This window comes from Lachnoanaerobaculum sp. OBRC5-5, assembly GCF_000296385.1.
Taxonomy (GTDB): domain Bacteria; phylum Bacillota; class Clostridia; order Lachnospirales; family Lachnospiraceae; genus Lachnoanaerobaculum.
On record NZ_JH815185.1, the window covers coordinates 2,868,668 to 2,891,871 of the forward strand.

22 protein-coding genes are annotated in these 23,204 nt (G+C 38.8%); 19 read left to right on the top strand and 3 right to left on the bottom strand.

Annotated elements, in window-relative coordinates:
* The first annotated feature begins 10 nt into the window (after positions 1-10).
* The 11 genes from ssnA to moaC all read left to right on the top strand — a co-directional run bounded on the left by ssnA (position 11) and on the right by moaC (position 13,041).
* The gene (gene ssnA, locus HMPREF1135_RS13225; protein WP_007596029.1) at positions 11-1,354 is read left to right on the top strand and encodes a putative aminohydrolase SsnA; all 1,344 of its coding nucleotides are present in this window, start codon (positions 11-13) and stop codon (positions 1,352-1,354) included.
* On the top strand, positions 1,354-4,338 hold the full coding sequence (ygfK, locus tag HMPREF1135_RS13230) for a putative selenate reductase subunit YgfK (protein ID WP_007596037.1): 2,985 nt from the start codon (positions 1,354-1,356) through the stop codon (positions 4,336-4,338). The genes ssnA and ygfK overlap by 1 nt, the downstream gene beginning before the upstream one ends.
* A gap of 79 nt (positions 4,339-4,417) precedes the next feature.
* On the top strand, positions 4,418-5,809 hold the full coding sequence (gene hydA / locus HMPREF1135_RS13235) for a dihydropyrimidinase (RefSeq protein ID WP_007596040.1): 1,392 nt from the start codon (positions 4,418-4,420) through the stop codon (positions 5,807-5,809).
* A 148-nt stretch (positions 5,810-5,957) separates the two neighbouring features.
* Complete coding sequence (locus tag HMPREF1135_RS13240) at positions 5,958-6,989, top strand: molybdopterin-binding protein (RefSeq protein ID WP_007596041.1); 1,032 nt, start codon at positions 5,958-5,960, stop codon at positions 6,987-6,989.
* A 19-nt stretch (positions 6,990-7,008) separates the two neighbouring features.
* Positions 7,009-8,037, top strand: coding sequence for an XdhC family protein (locus HMPREF1135_RS13245; protein WP_007596042.1), 1,029 nt, complete (start codon positions 7,009-7,011; stop codon positions 8,035-8,037).
* A gap of 8 nt (positions 8,038-8,045) precedes the next feature.
* Complete coding sequence (moaA, locus tag HMPREF1135_RS13250; protein WP_007596045.1) at positions 8,046-9,017, top strand: GTP 3',8-cyclase MoaA; 972 nt, start codon at positions 8,046-8,048, stop codon at positions 9,015-9,017.
* Positions 9,017-9,946, top strand: a complete 930-nt coding sequence (gene mog / locus HMPREF1135_RS13255; RefSeq protein ID WP_007596046.1) for a molybdopterin adenylyltransferase — start codon at positions 9,017-9,019, stop codon at positions 9,944-9,946. Before moaA ends, mog begins: the two co-directional genes overlap by 1 nt.
* 18 nt (positions 9,947-9,964) lie before the next feature.
* Positions 9,965-10,870 (top strand): molybdate ABC transporter substrate-binding protein, encoded by a 906-nt coding sequence (modA, locus tag HMPREF1135_RS13260; RefSeq protein WP_007596048.1) that lies wholly within the window; start codon positions 9,965-9,967, stop codon positions 10,868-10,870.
* Positions 10,863-11,531 carry a molybdate ABC transporter permease subunit gene (modB, locus tag HMPREF1135_RS13265; RefSeq protein WP_007596050.1) on the top strand — a complete coding sequence of 223 codons (669 nt, stop codon included), beginning with the start codon at positions 10,863-10,865 and terminating at the stop codon, positions 11,529-11,531. The genes modA and modB overlap by 8 nt, the downstream gene beginning before the upstream one ends.
* Position 11,532: 1 nt before the next feature.
* Positions 11,533-12,564 (top strand): sulfate/molybdate ABC transporter ATP-binding protein, encoded by a 1,032-nt coding sequence (locus HMPREF1135_RS13270; RefSeq protein WP_007596051.1) that lies wholly within the window; start codon positions 11,533-11,535, stop codon positions 12,562-12,564.
* 12 nt (positions 12,565-12,576) lie between these two features.
* Positions 12,577-13,041: a cyclic pyranopterin monophosphate synthase MoaC gene (gene moaC / locus HMPREF1135_RS13275; protein WP_007596052.1), complete on the top strand. Its 465-nt coding sequence runs from the start codon at positions 12,577-12,579 to the stop codon at positions 13,039-13,041.
* 80 nt (positions 13,042-13,121) lie between these two features.
* On the opposite strand, the gene HMPREF1135_RS13280 is transcribed toward moaC, so the two are convergent.
* Positions 13,122-14,003, bottom strand: coding sequence for an SH3 domain-containing protein (locus HMPREF1135_RS13280; RefSeq protein WP_007596053.1), 882 nt, complete (start codon positions 14,001-14,003; stop codon positions 13,122-13,124).
* Positions 14,004-14,206: 203 nt separating this feature from the next.
* Complete coding sequence (locus tag HMPREF1135_RS13285) at positions 14,207-14,575, bottom strand: RidA family protein (RefSeq protein ID WP_007596054.1); 369 nt, start codon at positions 14,573-14,575, stop codon at positions 14,207-14,209.
* Between the two features lie 192 nt (positions 14,576-14,767).
* On the opposite strand from HMPREF1135_RS13285, the gene HMPREF1135_RS13290 reads away from it, so the two are divergent.
* The 8 genes from HMPREF1135_RS13290 to HMPREF1135_RS13325 are packed head-to-tail and all read left to right on the top strand — an operon-like array spanning position 14,768 to position 22,548.
* Positions 14,768-16,042: an SPFH domain-containing protein gene (locus HMPREF1135_RS13290; RefSeq protein ID WP_007596055.1), complete on the top strand. Its 1,275-nt coding sequence runs from the start codon at positions 14,768-14,770 to the stop codon at positions 16,040-16,042.
* Positions 16,043-16,056: 14 nt separating this feature from the next.
* On the top strand, positions 16,057-16,533 hold the full coding sequence (locus HMPREF1135_RS13295) for a methylglyoxal synthase (protein ID WP_007596063.1): 477 nt from the start codon (positions 16,057-16,059) through the stop codon (positions 16,531-16,533).
* A gap of 1 nt (position 16,534) precedes the next feature.
* Positions 16,535-16,870 carry a zf-HC2 domain-containing protein gene (locus HMPREF1135_RS13300; RefSeq protein ID WP_007596064.1) on the top strand — a complete coding sequence of 112 codons (336 nt, stop codon included), beginning with the start codon at positions 16,535-16,537 and terminating at the stop codon, positions 16,868-16,870.
* Between the two features lie 10 nt (positions 16,871-16,880).
* Positions 16,881-19,523 carry a DNA polymerase I gene (gene polA, locus HMPREF1135_RS13305; protein WP_007596065.1) on the top strand — a complete coding sequence of 881 codons (2,643 nt, stop codon included), beginning with the start codon at positions 16,881-16,883 and terminating at the stop codon, positions 19,521-19,523.
* Positions 19,523-20,083 (top strand): dephospho-CoA kinase, encoded by a 561-nt coding sequence (coaE, locus tag HMPREF1135_RS13310; protein ID WP_007596066.1) that lies wholly within the window; start codon positions 19,523-19,525, stop codon positions 20,081-20,083. The genes polA and coaE overlap by 1 nt, the downstream gene beginning before the upstream one ends.
* 4 nt (positions 20,084-20,087) lie before the next feature.
* On the top strand, positions 20,088-20,882 hold the full coding sequence (locus tag HMPREF1135_RS13315; RefSeq protein ID WP_007596067.1) for an MBL fold metallo-hydrolase: 795 nt from the start codon (positions 20,088-20,090) through the stop codon (positions 20,880-20,882).
* Positions 20,883-20,902: 20 nt separating this feature from the next.
* Positions 20,903-21,175: an ACT domain-containing protein gene (locus HMPREF1135_RS13320; RefSeq protein ID WP_007596068.1), complete on the top strand. Its 273-nt coding sequence runs from the start codon at positions 20,903-20,905 to the stop codon at positions 21,173-21,175.
* An 8-nt stretch (positions 21,176-21,183) separates the two neighbouring features.
* The gene (locus tag HMPREF1135_RS13325) at positions 21,184-22,548 is read left to right on the top strand and encodes a PFL family protein (RefSeq protein ID WP_007596069.1); all 1,365 of its coding nucleotides are present in this window, start codon (positions 21,184-21,186) and stop codon (positions 22,546-22,548) included.
* Between the two features lie 62 nt (positions 22,549-22,610).
* Here HMPREF1135_RS13325 and lepB read toward each other — a convergent pair whose 3' ends face one another.
* On the bottom strand, positions 22,611-23,150 hold the full coding sequence (lepB, locus tag HMPREF1135_RS13330; protein WP_007596070.1) for a signal peptidase I: 540 nt from the start codon (positions 23,148-23,150) through the stop codon (positions 22,611-22,613).
* Positions 23,151-23,204: the final 54 nt, after the last annotated feature.

Consider the following 23,204-nt stretch of genomic DNA (forward strand, 5'->3'; position numbering starts at 1 on the left):
GAGATTTACAATGCTACTAATTGGTAATGGAAGGGTAGTTACTGGAAATCAGGAACAGCCATTGATTGAAGATGGGTCTGTAGTACTGGATGGCAACACAGTTTTAGAGGTTGGAAACTACCGTGATTTGAAGGAAAAATATGCGGATGCAACTTTCGTGGATGCAAAGGGCGGGCTCATAATGCCGGCATTCATCAACACACACGAGCATATTTATTCTGCAATGGCAAGAGGCATGAGCATCAATGGTTACAACCCACATGGATTCTTGGAGATCCTAGACGGCTTATGGTGGACAATAGACAGAAATTTAGACAACGAGCTCACATATCTTTCTGCCATGACCACTTACATTGATTGTATCAAGAACGGTGTTACTACTATTTTTGATCATCATGCAAGCTTCGGTGAGATCGAGGGAAGCCTTTTTGCTATTGAAAAGGCTGCAAGACAGACAGGCGTTAGAAGCTGTCTTTGCTATGAGATATCTGATCGTGATGGCGAAGACAAGATGAAGGCTGCTGTTAAGGAGAACGTTGATTTTGCAAATCATGCAAAAAAAGACGATTCAGACATGATTGCAGGTATGATGGGAATGCATGCAAGCTTCACAATTTCTGACAAGTCAATGGAATATGCTATGTCAAGAAAGCCGGAAGATATCGGATGTCATATCCACGTAGCCGAAGGTATTGAAGATTTGCATTCATGCTTGAAAGTACACAACCAAAGAATTGTTGACAGATTATATGACTGGAAGGTTCTTGGCGATAAGTCATTGCTTGCACACTGTATTTATATTAACCCACACGAGATGGATCTCATCAGAGATACAAACACTTGTGTAGTACATAACCCTGAGTCAAACATGGGTAATGCATGCGGATGCCCTCCGACAATGGAGCTTGTTCACAGAGGAATCGTATGCGGACTTGGAAGTGACGGTTATACACATGACGTTTTGGAGTCATGGAAGGTTGCAAATGTGCTTCATAAGCACCATTTATGCGATCCTAATGCAGCTTGGGGCGAAGTTCCGAAGATGCTCTTTGAGTACAATGCAAATATTGCAAACAGATACTTTAAAAAGCCTCTCGGAGTATTAAAGCCGGGCGCGGCAGCGGATGTTATCATTGTTGATTATACACCTAATACACCTATGACCGCTTCAAATATCAACAGCCATCTGTTGTTCGGAGTATGCGGAAAAGATGTCAGAACTACAATTGCAAACGGAAATATCTTGATGAAAGATAGAGAGCTTCTTCACATTGATGAAAAGGAAGTACTTGCTAAGGTAAGAGAAGGCGCTATGAGACTTGCAAATAAGATCAATGGAAGGGGAAATGCATAATGGGCGATATAATGACACCGATTCCTTTTAATAGGATCATGGAAAGACTCCTTGAGGAGATGGACAAAGAAGGCTCTTGTTACGGAGTAAAGAAGGCTTATAAGGCTGATAAGAATAAATTTTACACTATTTTCGGAAGAAAATTGGAGACACAGATAGGTCCTGCAGCAGGTCCTCATACACAGCTCGCACAGAATATTATCGCAGGATATTATGCAGGTGCAAGATTCTTCGAGCTTAAGACAGTTCAGAAGATGGACGGTAGAGAGCTTGCAGCTTGCGTTGCTAAGCCATGTATCACAGCCGAGGATGAGTGCTACAACTGTGAGTGGTCAACAGAGCTTACAGTTCAGGAAGCTTTTGAAGAGTATATCAAGGGTTGGTTTGCACTTAAGGTTATCTCAAAAGAATGGGATCTTGGTGGCAGCGACGGCTTCCAGTTCAACATTTCGGTAGGTTACGATCTTGAAGGTGTTAAGCTTCCTAAGGTTGATAATTTCATCAACGGAATGATGGATGCTTCAGAGACTCCAATATACAAAGAGTGTAAGGAATATCTTGAGAAGAATTTAAGCAAGTTCAAGAAGTTTACAAAGGCCGATCTTGATGCTATCACTCCTGATATTGTAAATTCCGTAACAGTATCTACATTGCACGGATGTCCTCCACAGGAAATCGAGGCCATTGCATCATATCTTATTACAGAAAAGGGATTAAATACATTTGTAAAATGTAACCCTACTCTTCTTGGATATGAAGTTGCAAGAGAGATGCTTGACAGCATGGGATATGACTACATTGCGTTTACAGATCTTCACTTTAAAGAGGATTTACAGTACTCGGATGCAGTTCCTATGTTGGAAAGACTTATGACACTCGCTTCTTCAAAGAACCTTGAGTTCGGTGTTAAGATTACAAATACATTCCCGGTTGATGTAAAGAACAATGAGCTTCCGTCACAGGAAATGTACATGTCAGGAAAGTCACTCTATCCGCTTTCACTTCTTGTTGCGAGAAATCTTTCAAGAAGCTTTAACGGCAAGCTTAGAATTGCATATTCAGGCGGTTGTGATTACTTCAATATAGATAAGGTTGTAGGTAGTGGAATCTGGCCTGTAACAGTGGCTACAACTATTTTGAAACCGGGCGGATATCAGAGATTTATTGAGATGTCAGAGAAGCTTGAAAAGTCTGAGATTAAGGCTTGGTCAGGAATTGATGTAGAGGCTCTTGAGAAGCTTGTTTCAGACGTTAGAAGTGATAAGCATCATGTTAAGCCTGTTAAGCCGCTTCCAAACAGAAAGTCAAGCAAGAAGGTTCCTTACCTTGATTGCTACATGGCACCTTGTGTTAACAGATGTCCTATCAATCAGGATATTACAACTTACGGAATCCTTGTTAATGAAGGAAAGTATGAGGACGCTCTTAATGTTATCTTGGAGAAGAACCCGCTTCCGTTCATGACAGGTCATATCTGTACACATACATGTCAGAGTGCTTGTACAAGAAATCACTATGAGACAGATGTGCAGATCAGAAGAAATAAGCTTATTGCGGCGCAGAACGCATTTGACAAGGTTGTACCTACTTTAAAGAGTGCCGATAAGAAGAACTTAAAGGTTGCAGTAGTAGGTGGCGGTCCTGCAGGTATTGCGGCTGCATTCTTCCTTGCAAGAGAAGGTGTGGATGTTACTGTATTTGATGAGAGAGATACTATGGGTGGTGTTGTTGCAAACATCATTCCGGGATTCAGAATTCCTGCTGACGATATCCAGAGAGACGTAGAGCTTGCAAAGGCTTACGGAGCAAAGTTTGTTACAAACAAGAGAATTGATGATATAAATGCACTTAAGGCTGAAGGCTTTGATAAGGTTATCCTTGCAATAGGTGCACATAAGGAGCTTCCGCTTGAGCTTGAAGAAGGAAAGGCAATCAATGCACTTCACTTCTTAGAGGACTTCAAAAAGACTGAAGGAAAGATGGATCTTGGCGAGAATGTTATCGTTGTAGGCGGTGGAAACACAGCTATGGACGTTGCAAGAGCTGCTAAGAGAGTTCCGGGAGTTAAGAATGTATACCTTGCATACAGAAGAAATGCAAGATATATGCCTGCTGACGAGGAAGAACTTAACGAGGCAATTGAGGACGGCGTAGAGTTCGTTACACTTGTTTCTCCAAAATCATTCAAGGGCGGAAAACTTGTATGTGCTAAGAACGTACTTGGTGAGCCTGATGCAAGCGGTAGAAGAGGCGTTAAGGAGACAGATGAACTTGTTGAATTACCATGTGATACACTTATCGCATCAATCGGTGAGAGTGTAAGAGGCGACTTCTACACAAGCAACGGTATTGAGATTGACAAAAAGAACCTTCCTGTACTTGATCCTGTTACTCTTGAGACAAATGTTAAGGGAGTATATGCTGCAGGTGACGGTGCTAAGGGAGCATCTGTTATTGTAAAGGCTATTGCCGACAGTAAGAAGGTTTGCGAGGCTATTGTAAATCATGCAATCGGTGAGCTTAAGGTTTCAGATACTACTGACGAGAAGGTATACTCATACAGAGGAATCCTTGAAGAGGTAGAGGAGAAGAAGGCTGACAACAGATGTTTGGCTTGTGACTATATTTGTGAGAATTGTACAGAGGTTTGTCCAAACAGAGCTAATGTATATGTTAATGTAAAGGGTAGCCATCAGATAGTTCATGTGGATTACATGTGCAATGAGTGCGGTAACTGTGAGACATTCTGTCCATACGCTTCTGCACCATACAAGGATAAGCTTACATTATTCGCAAGCGAAGAAGACATGCTTGATTCAGAGAATGACGGTTTTGTAATCGTTAAGGGAAGCAAGGATGTTAAGGTAAGAATTGACGGACAAAATCTTGTGTATAGAATAGGCGAGAGCAATGACAAGCTCAATTATAGATATGCTGAACTTATCGACACTATCTATAATGAATATGAGTATTTGCTCCTATAATATAGACTGAGATAAAATATGATATAGTTAAGATATGCCACCCTAAAAAGTGGCATATTTTGCTATGTAAGGAGATAATATGAATAGAGTTTTTATTAAGGGTGGAAAAATAGTAAATTCCAAAGAAAGCTTTGATGCGGACATACTTATTGAAGATGAGAAAATAAGTAAAATATTTAAAAACGGTGAGGCAGCTAAGCTTGATGAAGGTACAAAGATAGTAGATGCTTCCGGTAAGCTTATATTCCCGGGATTTATAGATGCACATACACATTTTGACTTGCATGTGGCAGGTACGGTGACATGTGATAATTTCTATTCGGGAACAAGAGCTGCGATAAGCGGAGGAACCACAACTATTATCGATTTCGGCACCCAGTACAAGGGAGAAACTCTTAACGAAGGCATGGACAATTGGCTTAAAAAGGCTGAAGACGGAGTATTCTGTGACTATGGAATACATATGTCAATCAGTGACTGGAATGAGGAGGCAAAGCGTCAGTGTCAGGATATGATGGACAGAGGCGTTACCACTTTTAAAATTTATCTGACATACGACATTCTCCTGCATGACAATGAGGCTTTTGAGGTACTGCAAAGACTTAAGGAAGTAGGAGCCATTACCGGAGTACATTGTGAGAATGCCGGACTTATATTTGCGCTTCAGCAGGAATTTGTGGAAGCAGGATTACAGAACAAAGTTTCATCTCACTATAAGACCAGACCGGCTGCAGCTGAGGCGGAGGCTATAAATAGAATACTTCACCTTGCTGAGGTGGCAGGAAGTGATATCATTGATGTTCATCTGACATGTAAGGAAGGACTTGATGAGATAAGAGCCGCCAGAGAAAGAGGACAGAAGGTATATGCGGAGACCTGTCCGCAGTATCTTACCATGACAAACAGTCTGTATGAGTTGCCGGGATTTGAAGGAGCCAAGTATGTTATAGCGCCACCGCTTAGAGAACAGTCTGATATTGACGAGCTTTGGAAGGCTATTGCGGACGGAGAAATTCAAACTGTGGCAACAGATCACTGTTCTTTCACATCCGAGCAAAAGAAACTTGGTATGGAAGATTTCAGAAAGATTCCGGGAGGAATGCCGGGTGTAGAGACAAGAGGTATTGTAATGTACTCCGAAGGTGTTGCCGCAGGCAGAATCAGTGCGGAAAAGATGTGTGAAGTACTTTGTGAGAATCCTGCAAAACTTTACGGACTTTATGACAGAAAAGGATTCATAGAGGAAGGTTTTGATGCCGATATTGTCATATTAGATCCGAAGGCACAGACTAAGATTACTGCCGCTACTCAGGTTTCAAAATGTGACTATGCACCGCTTGAGGGTAAAGTTCTTAGCGGACATATCGATAAAGTATTCTTAAGAGGTAGTGAAATAGTCGATAATGCAAAAATCAAAGATACTCCTGAGGGTAAATTCTTAGCAAGAAAGCCGTATCAGAAGTTTTTATAATATAAATATTTTTTAGACGCCATGATTTATTCTGTATTTAAATAAATCATGGCGCTTTTATTGATTTTATAGTATAATGCTTTAATATAATTAAAAATTTCAGTGTAGCGGATTGGCTCAAGCCGTTGCGGAATATAGAAGGGGAAATATGCGACTTATAGATACTAAAGATGCCGTAGGGCATATGCTCTGTCATGATATAACACAGATAATAAAAGGCGAGAAAAAAGGACCGGTATTCAGAAAAGGTCATATTATAAGAGAAGAGGATGTGGAAGTACTGCTTTCAGTAGGTAAAGACCATATCTATATCTGGGAAGTAAATGAAAATATGCTGCATGAAAATGATGCCGCACTGATGCTTTATGATATGTGTAAGAATGAACATCTTACAAGAGATCCTGATATCAAAGAGGGTAAGGTAGAGTTGATTGCGGAGTGTGACGGACTCTTAAAGATAGATAAGGAAAGAATAAATAAGCTCAACTCACTTGGTGAGATGATGATTGCAAGTATACACGACAACTTTCCTGTGAAAGCCGGTCAGCATCTTGCAGGTATGAGAGTAATACCTCTTATTATAGAAAAAGAAAAGATGGAAAAGGCAAAGGAAATTGTAGGAGACAAGCCTCTCTTTGAACTTTTACCGTACAAACAGATGAAAGTCGGAATAGTGACTACAGGTAATGAAGTTTACTATGGAAGAATTAAGGATACTTTTACACCTGTGGTTATAAATAAGATGAAAGCCTACGGTGCCGAAGTTATAGCACATGAGATAAGCAGTGATGATGTGGAGATGGAGATAGAGTGCATCAAAAAGGTCATGGCTGCAGGCGTGGATATTGTACTTTGCACAGGAGGAATGAGTGTGGACCCTGATGATAAGACACCTTATGCTATAGGGCAGAATGCTGGCAGGGTTATTACTTACGGTGCGCCTGTACTTCCGGGTGCCATGTTTATGCTGGCCTACGGCGGTGAAAATGAAAATATTACCTTTATGGGACTTCCGGGCTGTGTAATGTATGAGAAGAAAACAATATTTGATATTGTATTGCCTAGAATTATGGCAGGGGAAAAGGTGGAAAAGTCTGATATTGACTGTTTGGGAGTAGGCGGATATTGTATGCATTGTCCGACATGTATATTCCCTAATTGTTCATTCGGTGTGTCATAAATTTTAAAGGAGCGAGAATATGGACAAGGAATTATACAAAGTTATAGATGAGTCAAAGAAAAAAGGATTAAGAACATTTGTATTTACATCATTGGGTGATAAAGACTATGGAAGCAAGGCTGTGATAAGAGAGGGAGAGCTTGTATGGGTAAGCAAGGACACAAGCTTTTTCAAGGAAAATCTTGAGCAGATAAAGGGAATAAATAAAGCCGGCATGGTAGAGATAGCCGGTAACAGAGTATATGTAGAACATATATGTAATAAAAGCAAGATTGTAATCTGCGGTGCCGGACATACAAGTATTGCCATGATCAAGATAGGTCAGATGCTCGGTTTTGAGATGGTGGTAGTAGAGGATAGAGAAGAATTTGCGGATAAAGCAAAGAATGCAGGGGCTGACAGAGTTTGTTGTGAAGACTTTTCATCAGCACTTTCAAAATTTGAATCGGACTATGATACATATTTTGTTGTAGTTACAAGAGGACATCAGTGGGATAAAGAATGTATAAGAGAAATCCTTAAGAAACCATATGCCTATATAGGACTTATGGGTGCAAAGAGAAGAGTCGGCTTTGTACTTGATGCCATCAGAAGTGAAGGCTATGATGAAAAGAAGATAGATGAAATCTATACCCCTATAGGTCTTGATATAAATTCCGAGACTCCTGTAGAGATAGCTATTTCAATTTTTGCCGAGATAATTTCGGTAAAAAATGCAAAGAACAAAAATGTCGGCTATATAGACGGAATGCTTGAGAAGATAGTAGGCAGTGATGAAAGAATGGTCATGGCTACCATAGTAGGAAAAAAAGGTTCCGCACCGAGAGGCGTGGGGGCAAAGGCGTTATTTTTAAAGGACGGCAGCTTTATCGGAACTATCGGTGGAGGAAAAGCCGAGCATGACATTATGGTAAAGGTTGATGAGATATTAAAAGGCGAAGAGATTATAAAGCCTTATTTACTACACGTTGACCTTACGGATGATGAAGCGAGCATTGAAGGTATGGTTTGCGGCGGAAGAATAGAAGTACTTATTGAACTTGTTTAAGAATAAATATGAGAGATTGTTACAATAGAAAAATTGACTATATGAGAATCTCCGTTACCAACAGATGCAATTTCAGATGCACATATTGTATGCCTGAAACTAAAAAAGTGGAAGAGACTCTAAGCCTGGATGAAATATATGAAGTTGCATTTGCGGCAAGCGAATGCGGTATTACGAAGTATAAGATTACAGGTGGAGAGCCTCTTATAAGAGAGGGTATAGTTGATTTTATAAAAAAGCTTAATACCTTGGATAATATAAAAGACATTACAATGACAACAAACGGGTTTTACCTTGAAAAACTTGCAAAAGATTTAAAGAAATCAGGACTTTCAAGTGTAAATATAAGTCTGGATACTTTGGAGAGAGAGAAATTTAAAAAAATTGCCGGTGTTGATGCATTAAATGATGTAATGGCAGGTATAAAAGAAGCTATAAATGCAGGAATAAGTACGAAGATAAATACGGTGATACAAAAGGGTGTAAATGATGATGAGCTCTTTGATATTATAGAGCTTGCAAAGAATGACAGATTGAATATCAGATTTATAGAAATGATGCCTATAGGGCATGGCAAGGAATCAACAGGGGTAAGCAATGTAGAGATTCTTGAAAGAATAAAAGAAAGATACATTGTTACCGAGGATAATAAAAGGCATGGAAACGGTCCGGCAAAGTATATAAAGCTTGAAGGATTCGTCGGATCTATAGGTTTTATCAGTGCTATGCACGGAAAATTTTGTGACTCCTGCAACAGAATCAGATTTACATCTACAGGAAAACTAAAACCATGTCTTTGTTATGAATCAAATATTGATGTAAAGGATATTTTAAAAAATACCGAAATCGGATCTGAAAAAAAGCACAATATATTAAAAGAAAAAATCAGAGAATGTATAGCAGGAAAGCCCGAAGCACATGCTTTTGAAGACTTGTCAAAGATCAGTGAAATGAAAGATATGGTAGAAATAGGTGGGTAATGGAAAATAATATAGAAGTTTTAGCAGTATGTATCAGTGAGAAAAAAGGCACTGAGAAAAAAGAAGTAGAAAAAATTGTATTAAAAGAAGACTGGGGCATCGAAGGAGACGCGCATGCGGGAAAATGGCATAGACAGGTAAGTCTGTTGGCATTTGAAAAAATAGATGCTTTCAGAAAAAAAGGCGCCGAAGTTGATTTCGGAGCATTCGGTGAGAATATAATTGTAAGCGGTGTAGACCTTAGAAGCCTGCCTGTGGGAACTATCCTTGAAATAGGAGAGGCAAGACTTAGGGTCACACAGATAGGCAAGGAATGTCACAGCCACTGCAATATATATAAAAAAATGGGCGACTGCATTATGCCGAGAGAAGGTATATTTGCAGAAGTGTTAAAAGGGGGAGTCGTACAAAAGGGAGAGAGTATAAAAGTTATTGAAAAAGAAGAAGGTCCGTACAGAGTGGGTATAATTACCGTTTCTGACAGAGCTTCAAAAGGGGAATATGAGGATAAATCAGGTCCTGTTATAAAGGAGCTGGTGGAAGCTGCCGGAATGGAAGTAGTTGATTATATAATAGTTCCGGATGAGAAGAGTCAAATAGCAAAAAAACTTTTGCATTTCAGTGATCAAAGACAGGTGGATCTGGTATTTACCACAGGCGGTACAGGATTTTCAAAAAGAGATGTTACTCCTGAAGCAACCAAGCAGGTTGTGGAAAGAGAAGTACCGGGTATAGGAGAGGCACTTAGAAGTTATTCACTTACAATAACACCAAAGGCTATGCTAAGCCGTCAAACTGCCGGTATAAGAGGAAATACTCTGATAATAAATTTACCGGGCAGTCCGAAAGCCTGTAAAGAGAACATTGAATATATATTAACACCGCTAAAGCACGGACTTGGAATATTAAGCGGTAGAGAGACAAATTAAAGACAAAAGGGAGAGAATATGAGATTAAAGAATATTTGTAAAGTATTGGGTGTGGTTGCAGCATTGACATTAGCAGGCTGTGGAGGACAAAAGGCGGAAGAGAGTAAAGCTCCTGAGACCACTACGGCGGCAGAGACTACTACAGTGGCTGAGACAAAGGCTGAAGAAACAACAAAGGCCGAGAGTACCGGTGATGCATCTGCAATCAATGTATTTGCGGCGGCATCATTAAAAGAGGCAATGGAAGAGATAATCTCAGAGTACAACAAGGCAAATCCTGATGTAAAGATTGCTTTAAATACAGATTCATCAGGTAAGCTTCAGACTCAGATTGAGGAAGGATTTGCATGCGATATCTTCTTCAGTGCAGGAAAGAAGCAGATGGAGAAGTTAAAAGAAGGCGGATTTATCAAGGAAGGCACCGATGTGGATCTGCTTCACAATAAGCTTTGTATAGTAGCACCTAAGGATTCTGAGACAAAGGTTACAGGTATTGCCAATATAAAGGATGCCAAGTCAATATCAATAGGTGAGTCAAGTGTTCCTGCAGGCGCATATGCAAGAGAGGCACTTTCAAAGGCTTATCCTGACCTTGGTATCAGCAAGGAAAGTACAGGTGCCGAGCTTCAGGAAAAACTTGGACTTGAAGTGATTGAAAACTCAAATGTTACAAAGACACTTTTATCTGTTGTAGAGGGATTTGGTGAAGTAGGATTTGTATATGTTACAGATACTTACGGAAAAGATGATGTTCAGATTATTGAAAAGATAGATGAGAGTCTTAGCGGAAAAATCACATATCCTATAGCAAGAGTAAATAATGACGAAGCTGATGAAAAGATAAGTGCTGAAGCTGACAAGTTCTATGATTACTTAAAGTCGGATGATGCAAAGAAGGTATTTGAAAAATATTTATATGAGTAATGTTTTAGCACATTTAGACTGGAGCCCTTTTTTTATAACTCTAAAAATAGGGCTTCTTTCTACAATAATATGTTTTTTTCTGGGTGTGGGACTTGCCTATGTCAGTCTTTATATGAACAAAAGGATAATGGCGGTATTTGACAGTATACTCACATTGCCCATGGTACTTCCGCCTACTGTAGTGGGATTTTTTCTGCTTCTTATATTCAGCAGAAGAAGACCGGTAGGCATATTTTTATACAGCAATTTCCATATAAAAATAGTGCAAAGCTTTATAGGTTGCGTACTGGCGGCATTTATTATAGCTTTTCCGTTAATGTATAAGAATGCCAAGTCGGCTTTTTTACAGCTGGATAAGAATCTTATATATGCAGGCAGAACTTTGGGGCTGTCGGAGTTTCAGATCTTCTTTAAAGTGGTATGCCCTATAACATCACCGTCACTTTTTTCAGGTGCGATTTTAAGCTTTGCAAGGGCGATAGGAGAGTATGGTGCGACATCAATGCTTGCCGGTAATATATCGGGAAAAACCGCCACAATATCACAGCAGATAGCTTATCTTGTACAGAATCAGAGCTATCTTGAAGCCGGAATATGGGTAGGTATTGTGCTGTTTATCGCCTTTTTAATAATGCTTTTGATGGAGTATATACAGAGGTAGTATGCTTGAATTAAATATAAAAAAGAAACTTAATAATTTTACTTTGGATATAGAATGTAAGCTTGACAGTAACAGAATAGGAATACTTGGCGGCTCGGGAGCCGGAAAAAGCATGATTTTAAAAATGCTTGCAGGTATTGAAAAGCCTGATAAAGGCTATATAAAGCTTGATGATAGGCTGCTTTTTGATTCGGAGAAAAAAACAGATATAAAACCTAAGGACAGACATATAGGATATTGCTTTCAAAACTATGCACTTTTTCCGAACCTTACAGTGTATGAAAATATAGTTATAGGTCTTAGTAAGTCTGAGAGAGCTGATGCAGACAAGTTTCTTGAGAAGTTTGAACTCACAAAGATAAAGGATTCAAAACCGAATAAGATAAGTGGAGGTCAGGCGGCAAGAGTTGCAATGGCAAGGATACTTATCAGAAAGCCGAAAGTATTACTTTTTGATGAGGCATTTTCCGCACTTGATATTTATCTTAGAGATCATATACAGGAAGAGATAGCACAGATCTTGGAAGATTTTGAAGGCAGTGCAATATTTGTTTCACACTCAAGAGATGAGGTATATAGGCTTTGTGACAGTATGATGGTAATTGATACGGGTAAAATTTCAAATCTTGGAAATACAAAGGAAATATTCAAATTTCCCGAGACAAAAACAGCGGCAATACTTACAGGATGTAAAAATATTTCCGATATAAGATATATTTCAGATAATACTATAGAGGCTATAGATTGGGGAATAAATTTTGAATTTTCAAAAGAGCTGCCAAAGGATATAAATGCCATAGGTATCAGAGCTCATGAGTTTGTGCCTGTATGGGAAGAGAGCGGTACCAATCTGATAGAGTTCAAACTAAAGAGTAGGGCAAAGTTGCCCTTTGAGGATAACTATTATCTGTATACAAACGGAAGTTCAGATATTACATGGCTTGTACAAAAGGATATAAAAGAAAAGATTGAAGACAGGGGATTGCCGAAATTCCTACAGATAGATGAAGAAAATATATTATTGTTGAAATAGAATGGAGAATAAATGGAATTTACACATTTTGATGATAACAAAAATGCGGTAATGGTAGATGTTTCAGATAAAGATATTACAAACAGAGTTGCGATTGCAACAGGAAGAATTACTCTTTGTGATGAGGCCATACAGGCGGTAACGGGTAAAAAGATAAAAAAGGGTGATGTACTTACGGTAGCTCAGGTTGCAGGTATTATGGGACAAAAAAGAACTTCAGAGCTTATTCCCATGTGCCATAATATAAACCTTACAAGCTCAAAGATAACCTTTGAAATTGAAGGGAATGATATAATCGTATTCTCAAAAGCAAAGACTACAGGTCAAACCGGTGTGGAGATGGAAGCATTGATGGGGGTAAATATTGCACTGCTTACCATATATGATATGTGCAAAGCCATAGATAAGAGAATGCTTATAAGCGATATTCATCTTTTAGAGAAAACCGGAGGAAAAAGCGGAGACTTTTATTTTTAATAAAAAGTGAGGGTGTAACTTGGTTTCAAGTTGCACCCTCATTTTGAAATATTTATTTAATTATATTTATTACTGATGTTTTACTGTGCCGGCTTAATATAAGCTGTAGCTACATAAGCCTGTCCGCCGTTATAATTGATAATGGACCATGTTGCATCATGTTCTCCCGCATAATCCACACTTACACCTACATTTAAAGTTGCAAGTATGTCGCCGTCACGGCTTGGTGAAGAACGAACGTTTAACTTTGCAGTTGTAACATACTTAACACTTGCAGCAGTCTCAGGTGCAGTCTCAGCACTTGTCTCTGAAGTATCGGTACTGTCTGATGAAACTGCAGTAGTAGTCGTAGTATTTGTTGTATTGGTCTTCTTCTTTGAAGGAACAAGTGATCTGAACAGTAAAATCAAAACAATAAGGATTACAAATCCTATAATCACCTTGGTCAAGTCTGCAGTATTAACTGTAGGCTTTTTCTTGTTCTTTGAAGATTTTTTTACAACTCTTCTTCTTTGAGCACCTTCAGTATTTGTACCGCTTGTTTTTCTTTGAGAATTATCATTTCTGATAGGTGTAACCACAGGTGATACGCGGGTTTTTCTTGGAGCGTACTCATTTATAAATGTCTGTACTTCCTCAGAGAGTAATTGACATGCAAAAGTTGCATTAAATTCCTCATTATTATTTTCAAGTATCGCTTTATTTCCTATAGAACGAATTTTATGATAATGTTCAAATGAGTCATAGGAAATAACATTACTTGTATATAAAGAATCTATAATATCGGTAATACTCTGCTCATCGTCATCATCACGACCGCTGAGCTGCTTTATTATGATTTCCAATGTCTGTTTTGCCTTAATCATTGACAAGTTATACTCTTGAGCAGCCAAAAGCTTTTGAGTATCATAAACTCCGTTTTGAATCTGCTGCCATGCAGTATTGTTGGTTGAGTTTGCCATCAGGTAAACCTCCTATAAAATCGATTATATATCTGTGAATAAAAGTTCAAATACAAAGCTCACAGAAACCTAGCTTTATTATACAATATAAGCTGTATAAAAGACAATATTTAGTGAGAATTATTCGCAAAAAAGGAGATGAAATTTATAAAAAAATCGACTCTTCACAAGAAAGAGCCGATTTATAATTAAAATATTTTATTTTATGCCTCAGCGATGCACTCGATTTCGCAAAGAACTCCCTTTGGAAGGTCTCTTACAGCGAAGCAGCTTCTTGCAGGCTTTGATGTGAAATACTTTGCATATACTTCATTGAATGCAGCGAAATCAGCGATATCTGCAAGGAAACATGTTGTCTTTACAACCTTGTCCATTCCTGAACCTGCAGCCTCCAAGATAGCGGCTACATTCTTGCAGCTCTGCTCTGTCTGTGCTGTGATTCCCTCAGGAACCTCACCGTTAGCAGGATTTACAGGAATCTGTCCTGATGTGAAAACAAGTCCGTTTGTGATAAATCCCTGTGAATATGGTCCTATTGCACCCGGTGCATTTTTTGTATCGATTACTTTCATGTGAATCTCCTTTTTCTTTTTCTTATATTTTATACTAATTTTTAGATTTGTACACCCTCTTTTTACTGTTGTATGTGAATTTTATTTGATTATAAATATTTAAGAATTGATTTACTGGTATTGATTGTAAAAAATTGATATAATTACAGTATTATTGCTTCAAAGATTAAGCGTAACAGGAGGTTAGAATCTATGGGACTTATTTCAGCTATAAGCGGTGCCGCAGGAGGCGTACTGGCAGATTCATGGAGAGACTATTTCTATGAAGATTCGCTGGAAGGGGATATAATTGTAACAAAGGGTAAAAAAAGAGTGGACCAAAGAGGTTCAAATAATAAATCCACAAATAATGTTATTACTGACGGCTCCATCATTGCAGTGGCAGACGGACAGTGTATGATAGTTGTTGAAAACGGAAGAATAAAGGATGTCTGTGCGGAAACCGGAAAATATGTTTACAGTAACACTGAAGAGCCTACGATTTTTGCAGGTAATCTGAAAGAGACAGTTAAAAGAACCTGGGAACAGTTTAAGAACAGACTTGTATTTGGCGGTGGTGCTACAGGAGACAGCAGAGTCTATTACATCAATACAAAGGAGATACCGGGATTTAAATTCGGAACTTCAACACCGATACCATATAGAATAGTTGATTCAAATATCGGATTTGATTATGAGACAAAAATCAGATGTCATGGCAGTTACTCTTTTAAAGTTGTAGACCCTCTGCTTTTTTATCAAAATGTATCAGGAAATGTAGACGGTGATTATAGACTTGAAGGACCTATGTTAGACCAGATGAATGCGGATCTTTTGAATTCACTTCAGCCGGCATTTGGAAGACTTTCAGGAATAGGATCAAGATACAGTGATATTCCAAACCATGCTATGGAACTTGCAGACGAACTTAACAGTATAATGTCAAGTAAATGGGGAGACAGACTGGGAATTGAAATCGTTTCATTTGCAATAAGCGGAATATCCATTCCACCGGAAGATGAAAAAGATATAAAGCAGATGCAAAGAGCAGCTGTTTTACAGAATGCATCTATGGCAGCCGCAAACCTTACTTTGGCTCAGGCTGATGCTATGAGAGATGCGGCAAAAAATTCAGGCGGTGCAATGATGGGATTTGCAGGCATGAATATGGCAGCTCAGATGGGTGGAATAAATGCAAATCAGCTCTATCAGATGGCAGCAGATGAGCAGGCAAGGCAGCAGATGAATCAGGCCGGGCAGGCAAATACCATGCAGCAAAACGGAGTACCACAGCAGGGCAGTACTCAGCAGGCGGCAACTACATGGACCTGCAGTCACGGACATGGAAACAATACCGGAAAGTTTTGCTCCGAATGCGGAGAGCCAAAGCCTGTGGCGGCTTCAATTCATTGCTCAGCTTGCGGATATACTCCGAATGACCCGAGCAATCCGCCGAAATTCTGTCCAGAGTGTGGAAAACCGTTCTAAAGAATGGAGATATTATGAATAATATAGATAAAGTAACACTTACTATACCAAAGGAGAAAAATATTGCATTGATTGCACATGACGGCAAAAAGCCCGATATTATAAACTGGTGTGAAGAACATAAGGATGTTTTGGCTAAGCATAAATTATACGGAACAGGTACTACAGCCAGACTTATAACCGAAAAAACAGGTCTTACAGTAAAGGGATACAATTCAGGTCCCCTTGGTGGAGACCAGCAGATAGGTGCAAGAATAGTGGAAGGAAAGATTGACTTTGTTATATTCTTTACCGATCCGCTTACTGCTGCACCTCATGACCCTGATGTGAAGGCACTGCTTCGTATAGTTCAGGTATATGATGTACCTATGGCTATAAACAAATCCAGTGCGGACTTTATAATAACATCATCACTTATGGATACCGAATACGACCATGATGTTATAAACTTCAAAGAGAACGTTTCACAAAGGGTTAAGGAAATGTCATAAAATGACTTGCAGAGAAGCCAGAAAGCTCATCATACCCTTTATACATGATGAGCTTTCAATGGAAGAAACAAGAGATTTTTTGCAACATGTAAGGGGTTGCAAAGCATGTATGGATGAGCTGGAAATCTATTATATTGTTGATGTGGGCCTTGATAAGTCGGATGGCGAAGATATTGATTACAATCTGACTGCAGCTCTAAACAGCCATATAAGAGAGGCCTACCAGAAGATTTTTATATTATTTATAGGTAGGGTGCTTAAGTATTCCATAAATACACTGATGTTTTTCGGAGTGTTTATTATTGCCATGATGCAATTACGAATTTGGTTCTTTTAGTAGGAGATATATGAAGAAATTAGTTCTTATAGACGGACATAGTATTTTAAACAGAGCATTTTACGGAGTTCCTGAGCTTTCAAACTCACAGGGATTGCATACAAATGCGGTTTACGGTTTTTTAAATATCATGTTCAAGATTTTGGACGAGGAGGCGGCTGATTATATAGCAGTCGCTTTTGACTTGTCTGCCCCGACATTTAGACATAAGGCATATGCGGAATACAAAGGCACAAGAAAGTCAATGCCTGATGAACTCAGAGAGCAGGTTCCGCTTATAAAGGATGTGCTTTCATCCATGAATATACCAATCCTTACCAAGGAAGGGTATGAGGCTGATGATATTATAGGAACCATTGCAAAGAGATATCAAAGCGATGAAGTTTTTGTAAGTGTAATATCAGGCGACAGAGATCTTTTGCAGCTGTCCGATAAACATATAAAGATAAGGATTCCAAAGACTTCAAAGGGTGTTACAACAATTCATGATTACCTTCCTGAGGATGTAATGAATGAATACGGGGTTACACCTAAGGAATTTATAGATGTAAAGGCTCTTATGGGAGATACATCCGATAATGTGCCCGGAGTCCCTTCCATAGGAGAAAAGACGGCCACAAAAATCATACAGGAATATCATTCCATAGAAAATGCAATTGAGCATGTGGATGAATTAAAGCCGCCAAGAGCTTCAAAAGCACTTAGTGAGCATATAGAGGATGCAAAATTTTCAAAGATGCTTGTTACTATAGTGACCGACGCTCCTATAGAAACCGATATTTCGGATATGGAAGTCGGAAATCTCTATACCAAAGAGAGTCTTGAATGGATAAATAAACTTGAGTTTAAATCCTTCCTTAAAAGATATGAAAATGTAGAGATAGAAGCAAGTATCGAACTTGATACAACTGTAATTGACAAACAGGATGCATGGGAGAGCCTTTACAGTAAGCTGAAAGATTCAAAAGAATTCGGTATTTCCGTATGCTTGGAAGAGACGGCTATAAAGAGCTATCATGTAAATTCGCTTTATGCCATATCAATTACCTTGGAAAATAAATCCTATATAATAAAGGATATGGAAAATATTGCGGACATACTTGAGGAGATTATCCGTTTGGATGCCGGAAAGTATGTACTTTCATTAAAGCCTCTTATAAAGCTTGTAAAAGATATGAAGGCTGCAAAGAACTTCTATGATATTTCAGTGGCGGCGTATCTTATCAATCCTTTAAAAGACAGCTATTTTGTAGAGGACATTGCAAGAGATTATATGGGAAGTGCCTGCTCTTCAAAGACTGAGATGATAGGCAAGGCTAAGCTCAATGAAGTTTTGAGATTTAACGATGAAAAGGCAATAAATTATTTTGCTACAGAAAGCTATGTTGCACTTCATTCCCGAGAAAATATTTTAGCAAAGCTTGAAAGTTTGGAACTCACAGAGCTTTATGAAAATGTGGAAATGCCTTTGATATATTCACTTGCAAAGATGGAAAACACCGGAGTAAGAGTGGATGAAGAAAGGCTGAAAAGGTATGCTGATACCTTGCTGGAAAAAATAGCAAAGCTTGAAGAAAGCATAACAACAAAAGCCGGAGAAAGCTTTAATATAAATTCTCCAAAACAGCTTGGAGAGATACTTTTTGAAAAACTCAAGCTTTCAGGCGGAAAAAAGACAAAGACAGGTTACTCCACTGCAGCGGATGTACTTGAAAAGCTTGCGCCTGAGCATGAAATAATAAGAGATATACTTGAATACCGCCAGCTTACAAAGCTTAATTCGACCTATGCTACAGGACTTGCGGGATATATAAGAGAAGACGGCAGAATACATGGTACCTTCAATCAGACAATTACCGCTACAGGACGTATTTCATCTACGGATCCGAACCTGCAAAATATCCCGGTAAGAACCGAGATGGGAAGTAAGATAAGAGATATATTTGTACCGAAGGAAGGTTATGTATTTGTGGACGCCGACTACTCACAAATAGAGCTTAGAGTTTTAGCTTCACTTTCAGGGGATGAAAAGCTTATAGAGAGCTATCACTCGGCAGCGGATATTCATGCGGCTACGGCATCACAGGTTTTCCATGTGCCGCTTGAAGAGGTGACACCGGAGCTTAGAAGAAATGCAAAGGCTGTAAACTTCGGAGTGGTATACGGTATTTCCGCATTCGGACTTTCGGAAGATTTAAGTATATCCAGAAAAGAAGCACTGGATTATATAAACAATTATTTTAAGATATATGGCGGTGTAAAGAAGTTTTTGGATAAACAGGTGGCGGATGCCAAAGAAAAAGGCTATGTAAAGACAATGTTTGGCAGAATCAGGCCGATACCTGAGATAAAGAGTTCAAACTTTATGACCAGATCATTCGGTGACAGAGTTGCAATGAATTCGCCTATACAGGGAAGTGCTGCTGATATTATGAAAATATCCATGCTGAAAGTGGATGAGGCACTGGAAAAGAGCGGATTTGATGCAAGAATTGTATTACAAATCCACGATGAGCTTTTGGTGGAAGTAAAAGAAGATGAGGCGGCAAAAGTTTCAGAACTTGTAGAAAAGGCGATGAAAGAGGCGGTAAGCCTTAAAGTTCCGCTTGAAGTGGATGCTCATATAGGAAAAACCTGGTTGGAGGCAAAATAATGAATATTTTGCTTTTGGGAGGTATAGGCTCAGGAAAAAGTGAAGCCTTAAATATACTTAGAGAAGAGCATTTTGCAAATATCATAGAAGCCGATAAAGTGGCACATTTTTTATATGAAAAAGACAGGGCAGGTTACACTGCCCTTAGGTCTGTTTTTGGGGATATCATACTGGATGATAAAAAAAACATTGATAGAAAAAAATTAGGTGATATACTTTACTATGATAAAGAAAAATTAAAGCTGGTAAACAGTATAATACATCCGCTCGTATATGAAGAAATCAAAAACCGACTTTTAGAGAACAGATTGAATGTGGTGGAGCAGGCACTTATGCCTGATAATAAAGATATCTATGATGAGATTTGGTATCTGCATACAGATATTGAGATCAGAACGGAGAGACTTATATTATCACGAGGGCTTGAGAAAGAGAGAATTGAGCAGATAATCGCAAAGCAGCCGAAAGAGTTGGAGTTTGAGTCTATTGCGGATAAAATTATACAAAATAACGGATCCAGGTCTGATTTGGAGAAAAACATTAGAGAGGCTTTGAGGTGATACTTTGAGACTGGTTAGCTTGGCAAGCGGAAGTGACGGAAATTCCACTTATATAGGCAGTGAGAATACCCATATTCTGGTGGATGCCGGTATTTCAAATAAAAAAATAGAGACAAGACTGAATGAATTGGGGCTTTGCGGAAAAGATATTTCAGGAATATTTTTGACACATGAACATAGCGACCACATATCAGGTCTTGAAGTCTTTGTAAGAAAAAATGAAATTCCGGTTTACGCTTCGGAAGGTACGCTCAGATATTTAAAAGAAAGAGATAAATACTCTAAAATTAAAGATTATTTTCATATAATACAATCAAAAAGATATACAAGTCTTGGAGATTTGGAAGTTTTGGCATTTGATATAGACCATGATGCAAATGAGCCATTCGGATACAGGGTGGAGTGCGGAAATAAAAAAATTGCGGTAGCTACGGACCTTGGAAGATATACAAAGGATATTGTGGATAATCTTTCAAATCTGGATGCATTACTTATTGAGGCAAATCATGATATCAGAATGCTTGAAACAGGTCCCTATCCCTATGAGCTTAAGAGAAGAATATTAAGTGAAAGAGGACATCTTTCCAATGAGAATTCGGGAAAGCTTATATGTGAGATCTTAAATGAAAATATCAAGAAAATCTTTTTGGGACATCTTTCAGATAAGAACAATCTTCCGGAGTTGGCTCTTGAAAGTGTAAGATATGAAATTTTTGCGGATGAGAGACCTTACAATCCGGAAGATTTTGATATAGAGGTTGCAAAAAGAGATGCTTTATCTGAAATTTGCTATGTGTAGTGTTAGGAATGGAGAATTTTATGAACAAGGTTATAATAACTGTAGTAGGCAAGGATACAGTAGGTATTATAGCAAGAGTATGTACATATCTTGCGGAAAATAAAATAAATATACTGGACATATCACAGACAATAGTAAGCGGATATTTCAATATGATGATGATTACAGATATGGAAAATGCCACTGAAAAATTCACAAAAGTTGTTGAGGATTTGGATGCCCTCGGGGAAGAAATTGGAGTAAAGATAAAAGCTCAAAAAGAAGAAATTTTTGAATCCATGCACAGACTCTAGGAGGAATTATGCTGAATATGTTTGAAGTAATAGAGACTAACGACATGATCGACAAGGATCTGTTGGATGTCAGAACTATTACTATTGGAATAAGCTTGCTTGACTGTATAGATACGGATCTAAATAAGCTTTGTAAAAATATATATGATAAGATAACAAAGACCGCAAAGGACCTTGTAAGAGTAGGTGACGAAATATCAAAGGACTTCGGTGTACCAATTGTAAACAAGAGAATATCGGTCACACCTATCGCTTTGGTGGGCGGAAGCGCCTGCAAGACAAAAGAAGACTTTGTACAGATAGCAAAGACACTTGATAAGGCGGCAAAGGATCTCGGTGTAAACTTTTTGGGCGGATATTCAGCTATAGTTTCAAAGGGAATAACTGCGGCGGACAGACTTCTTATCGAGTCAATACCACAGGCAATGAATGAGACGGACTTTATTTGCAGTTCTGTAAACTTGGGATCAACAAAGACCGGACTTAATATGGATGCTGTAAGGCTTATGGGAAAAATAGTAAAAGATACCGCAATTATGACAGCCGACAGAGATTCTATCGGTTGTGCAAAGCTTGTGGTATTTTGCAATGCTCCTGATGACAATCCTTTTATGGCAGGTGCATTCCATGGTGTTACAGAGGCCGATGCCATTATAAATGTAGGTGTCAGCGGCCCCGGAGTTGTGCGTGCGGCTTTAAAGAGAGCAGAAGGCGAAAACTTTGAGGTGCTTTGTGAGACTATAAAAAAGACGGCATTTAAGATTACAAGAGTCGGGCAGCTTGTTGCAAGAGAAGCGTCAAAAAGACTTGGTATTCCTTTCGGAATAATAGATCTTTCATTGGCACCGACACCTTCCGTAGGAGATTCGGTAGCTGAAATACTTGAAGAAATCGGACTTGAAAGAGTAGGTGCACCGGGAACTACAGCGGCACTTGCACTTTTAAACGATCAGGTGAAAAAGGGCGGTGTTATGGCATCTTCATATGTAGGAGGACTTTCAGGTGCATTTATTCCCGTATCGGAAGATCAAGGCATGATAGATGCGGTGAATGCCGGAGCTTTGACTTTGGAAAAGCTTGAGGCAATGACCTGTGTATGCTCTGTAGGTCTTGATATGATTGCAATACCGGGAGATACTTCGGAAGAGACAATTGCAGGTATTATAGCGGATGAGGCTGCTATCGGTATGATAAATCAAAAGACTACCGCAGTAAGACTTATACCTGTTATCGGCAAAGGCGAGGGAGAAGTGGTAGAGTTTGGAGGGCTTTTAGGCTATGCGCCTATAATGCCTGTAAACGGCTTCTCATGTGAGAAATTTGTAAACAGAGGCGGCAGAATACCTGCACCGATACATAGTTTTAAGAATTAAATTTTATATCAAAAAACAGGCATATGATTATTGATATGCCTGTTTTTCAAATTCAATTCATATTACTTCAACATCTTAAATCCCGGGAAGTAGCGGAAGATTACCTTTGCAATTATTTTCTCTTTATAAACATAGGGGTGTACCCATCTTCTGGAGTCTGCGGAATTGTTTCTGTTATCACCTAAACAAAAGTAAGCTCCATCAGGTACTTCAAAATGCATATCGGCCTCAGGTATCATAGGCTCCCTTATATAATCCTCTTCAAGCGGAGTTTCGGAATTGTTCAAATACACTTTGCCGTCCTTGATATCTACTATATCCCCCGGCTCACCGATAATTCTCTTTACATAGTATAGACTCTCATCATCAGGGAATTTAAATATTATAATATCCCCACGCTTCGGTTCCTGGAAAAGATAAGTGAGTCTGAATCCGACAACTCTGTCCCCTGTCATTATAGTATTTTCCATAGATGCAGACGGTACTCTCGAATTTGCTATAATAAAAAGGTTTAAAACAAGCGCTATCACAGCAGCCACCACTATTATAGAAATCCAACTGAAAATTTCTTTTACAACGTCAAAATCTGAATTGTTATTCATCATCTTCTCCAATCTAATTTTCTCTCACAATTTTTTCTTTATTTGAACTCATAC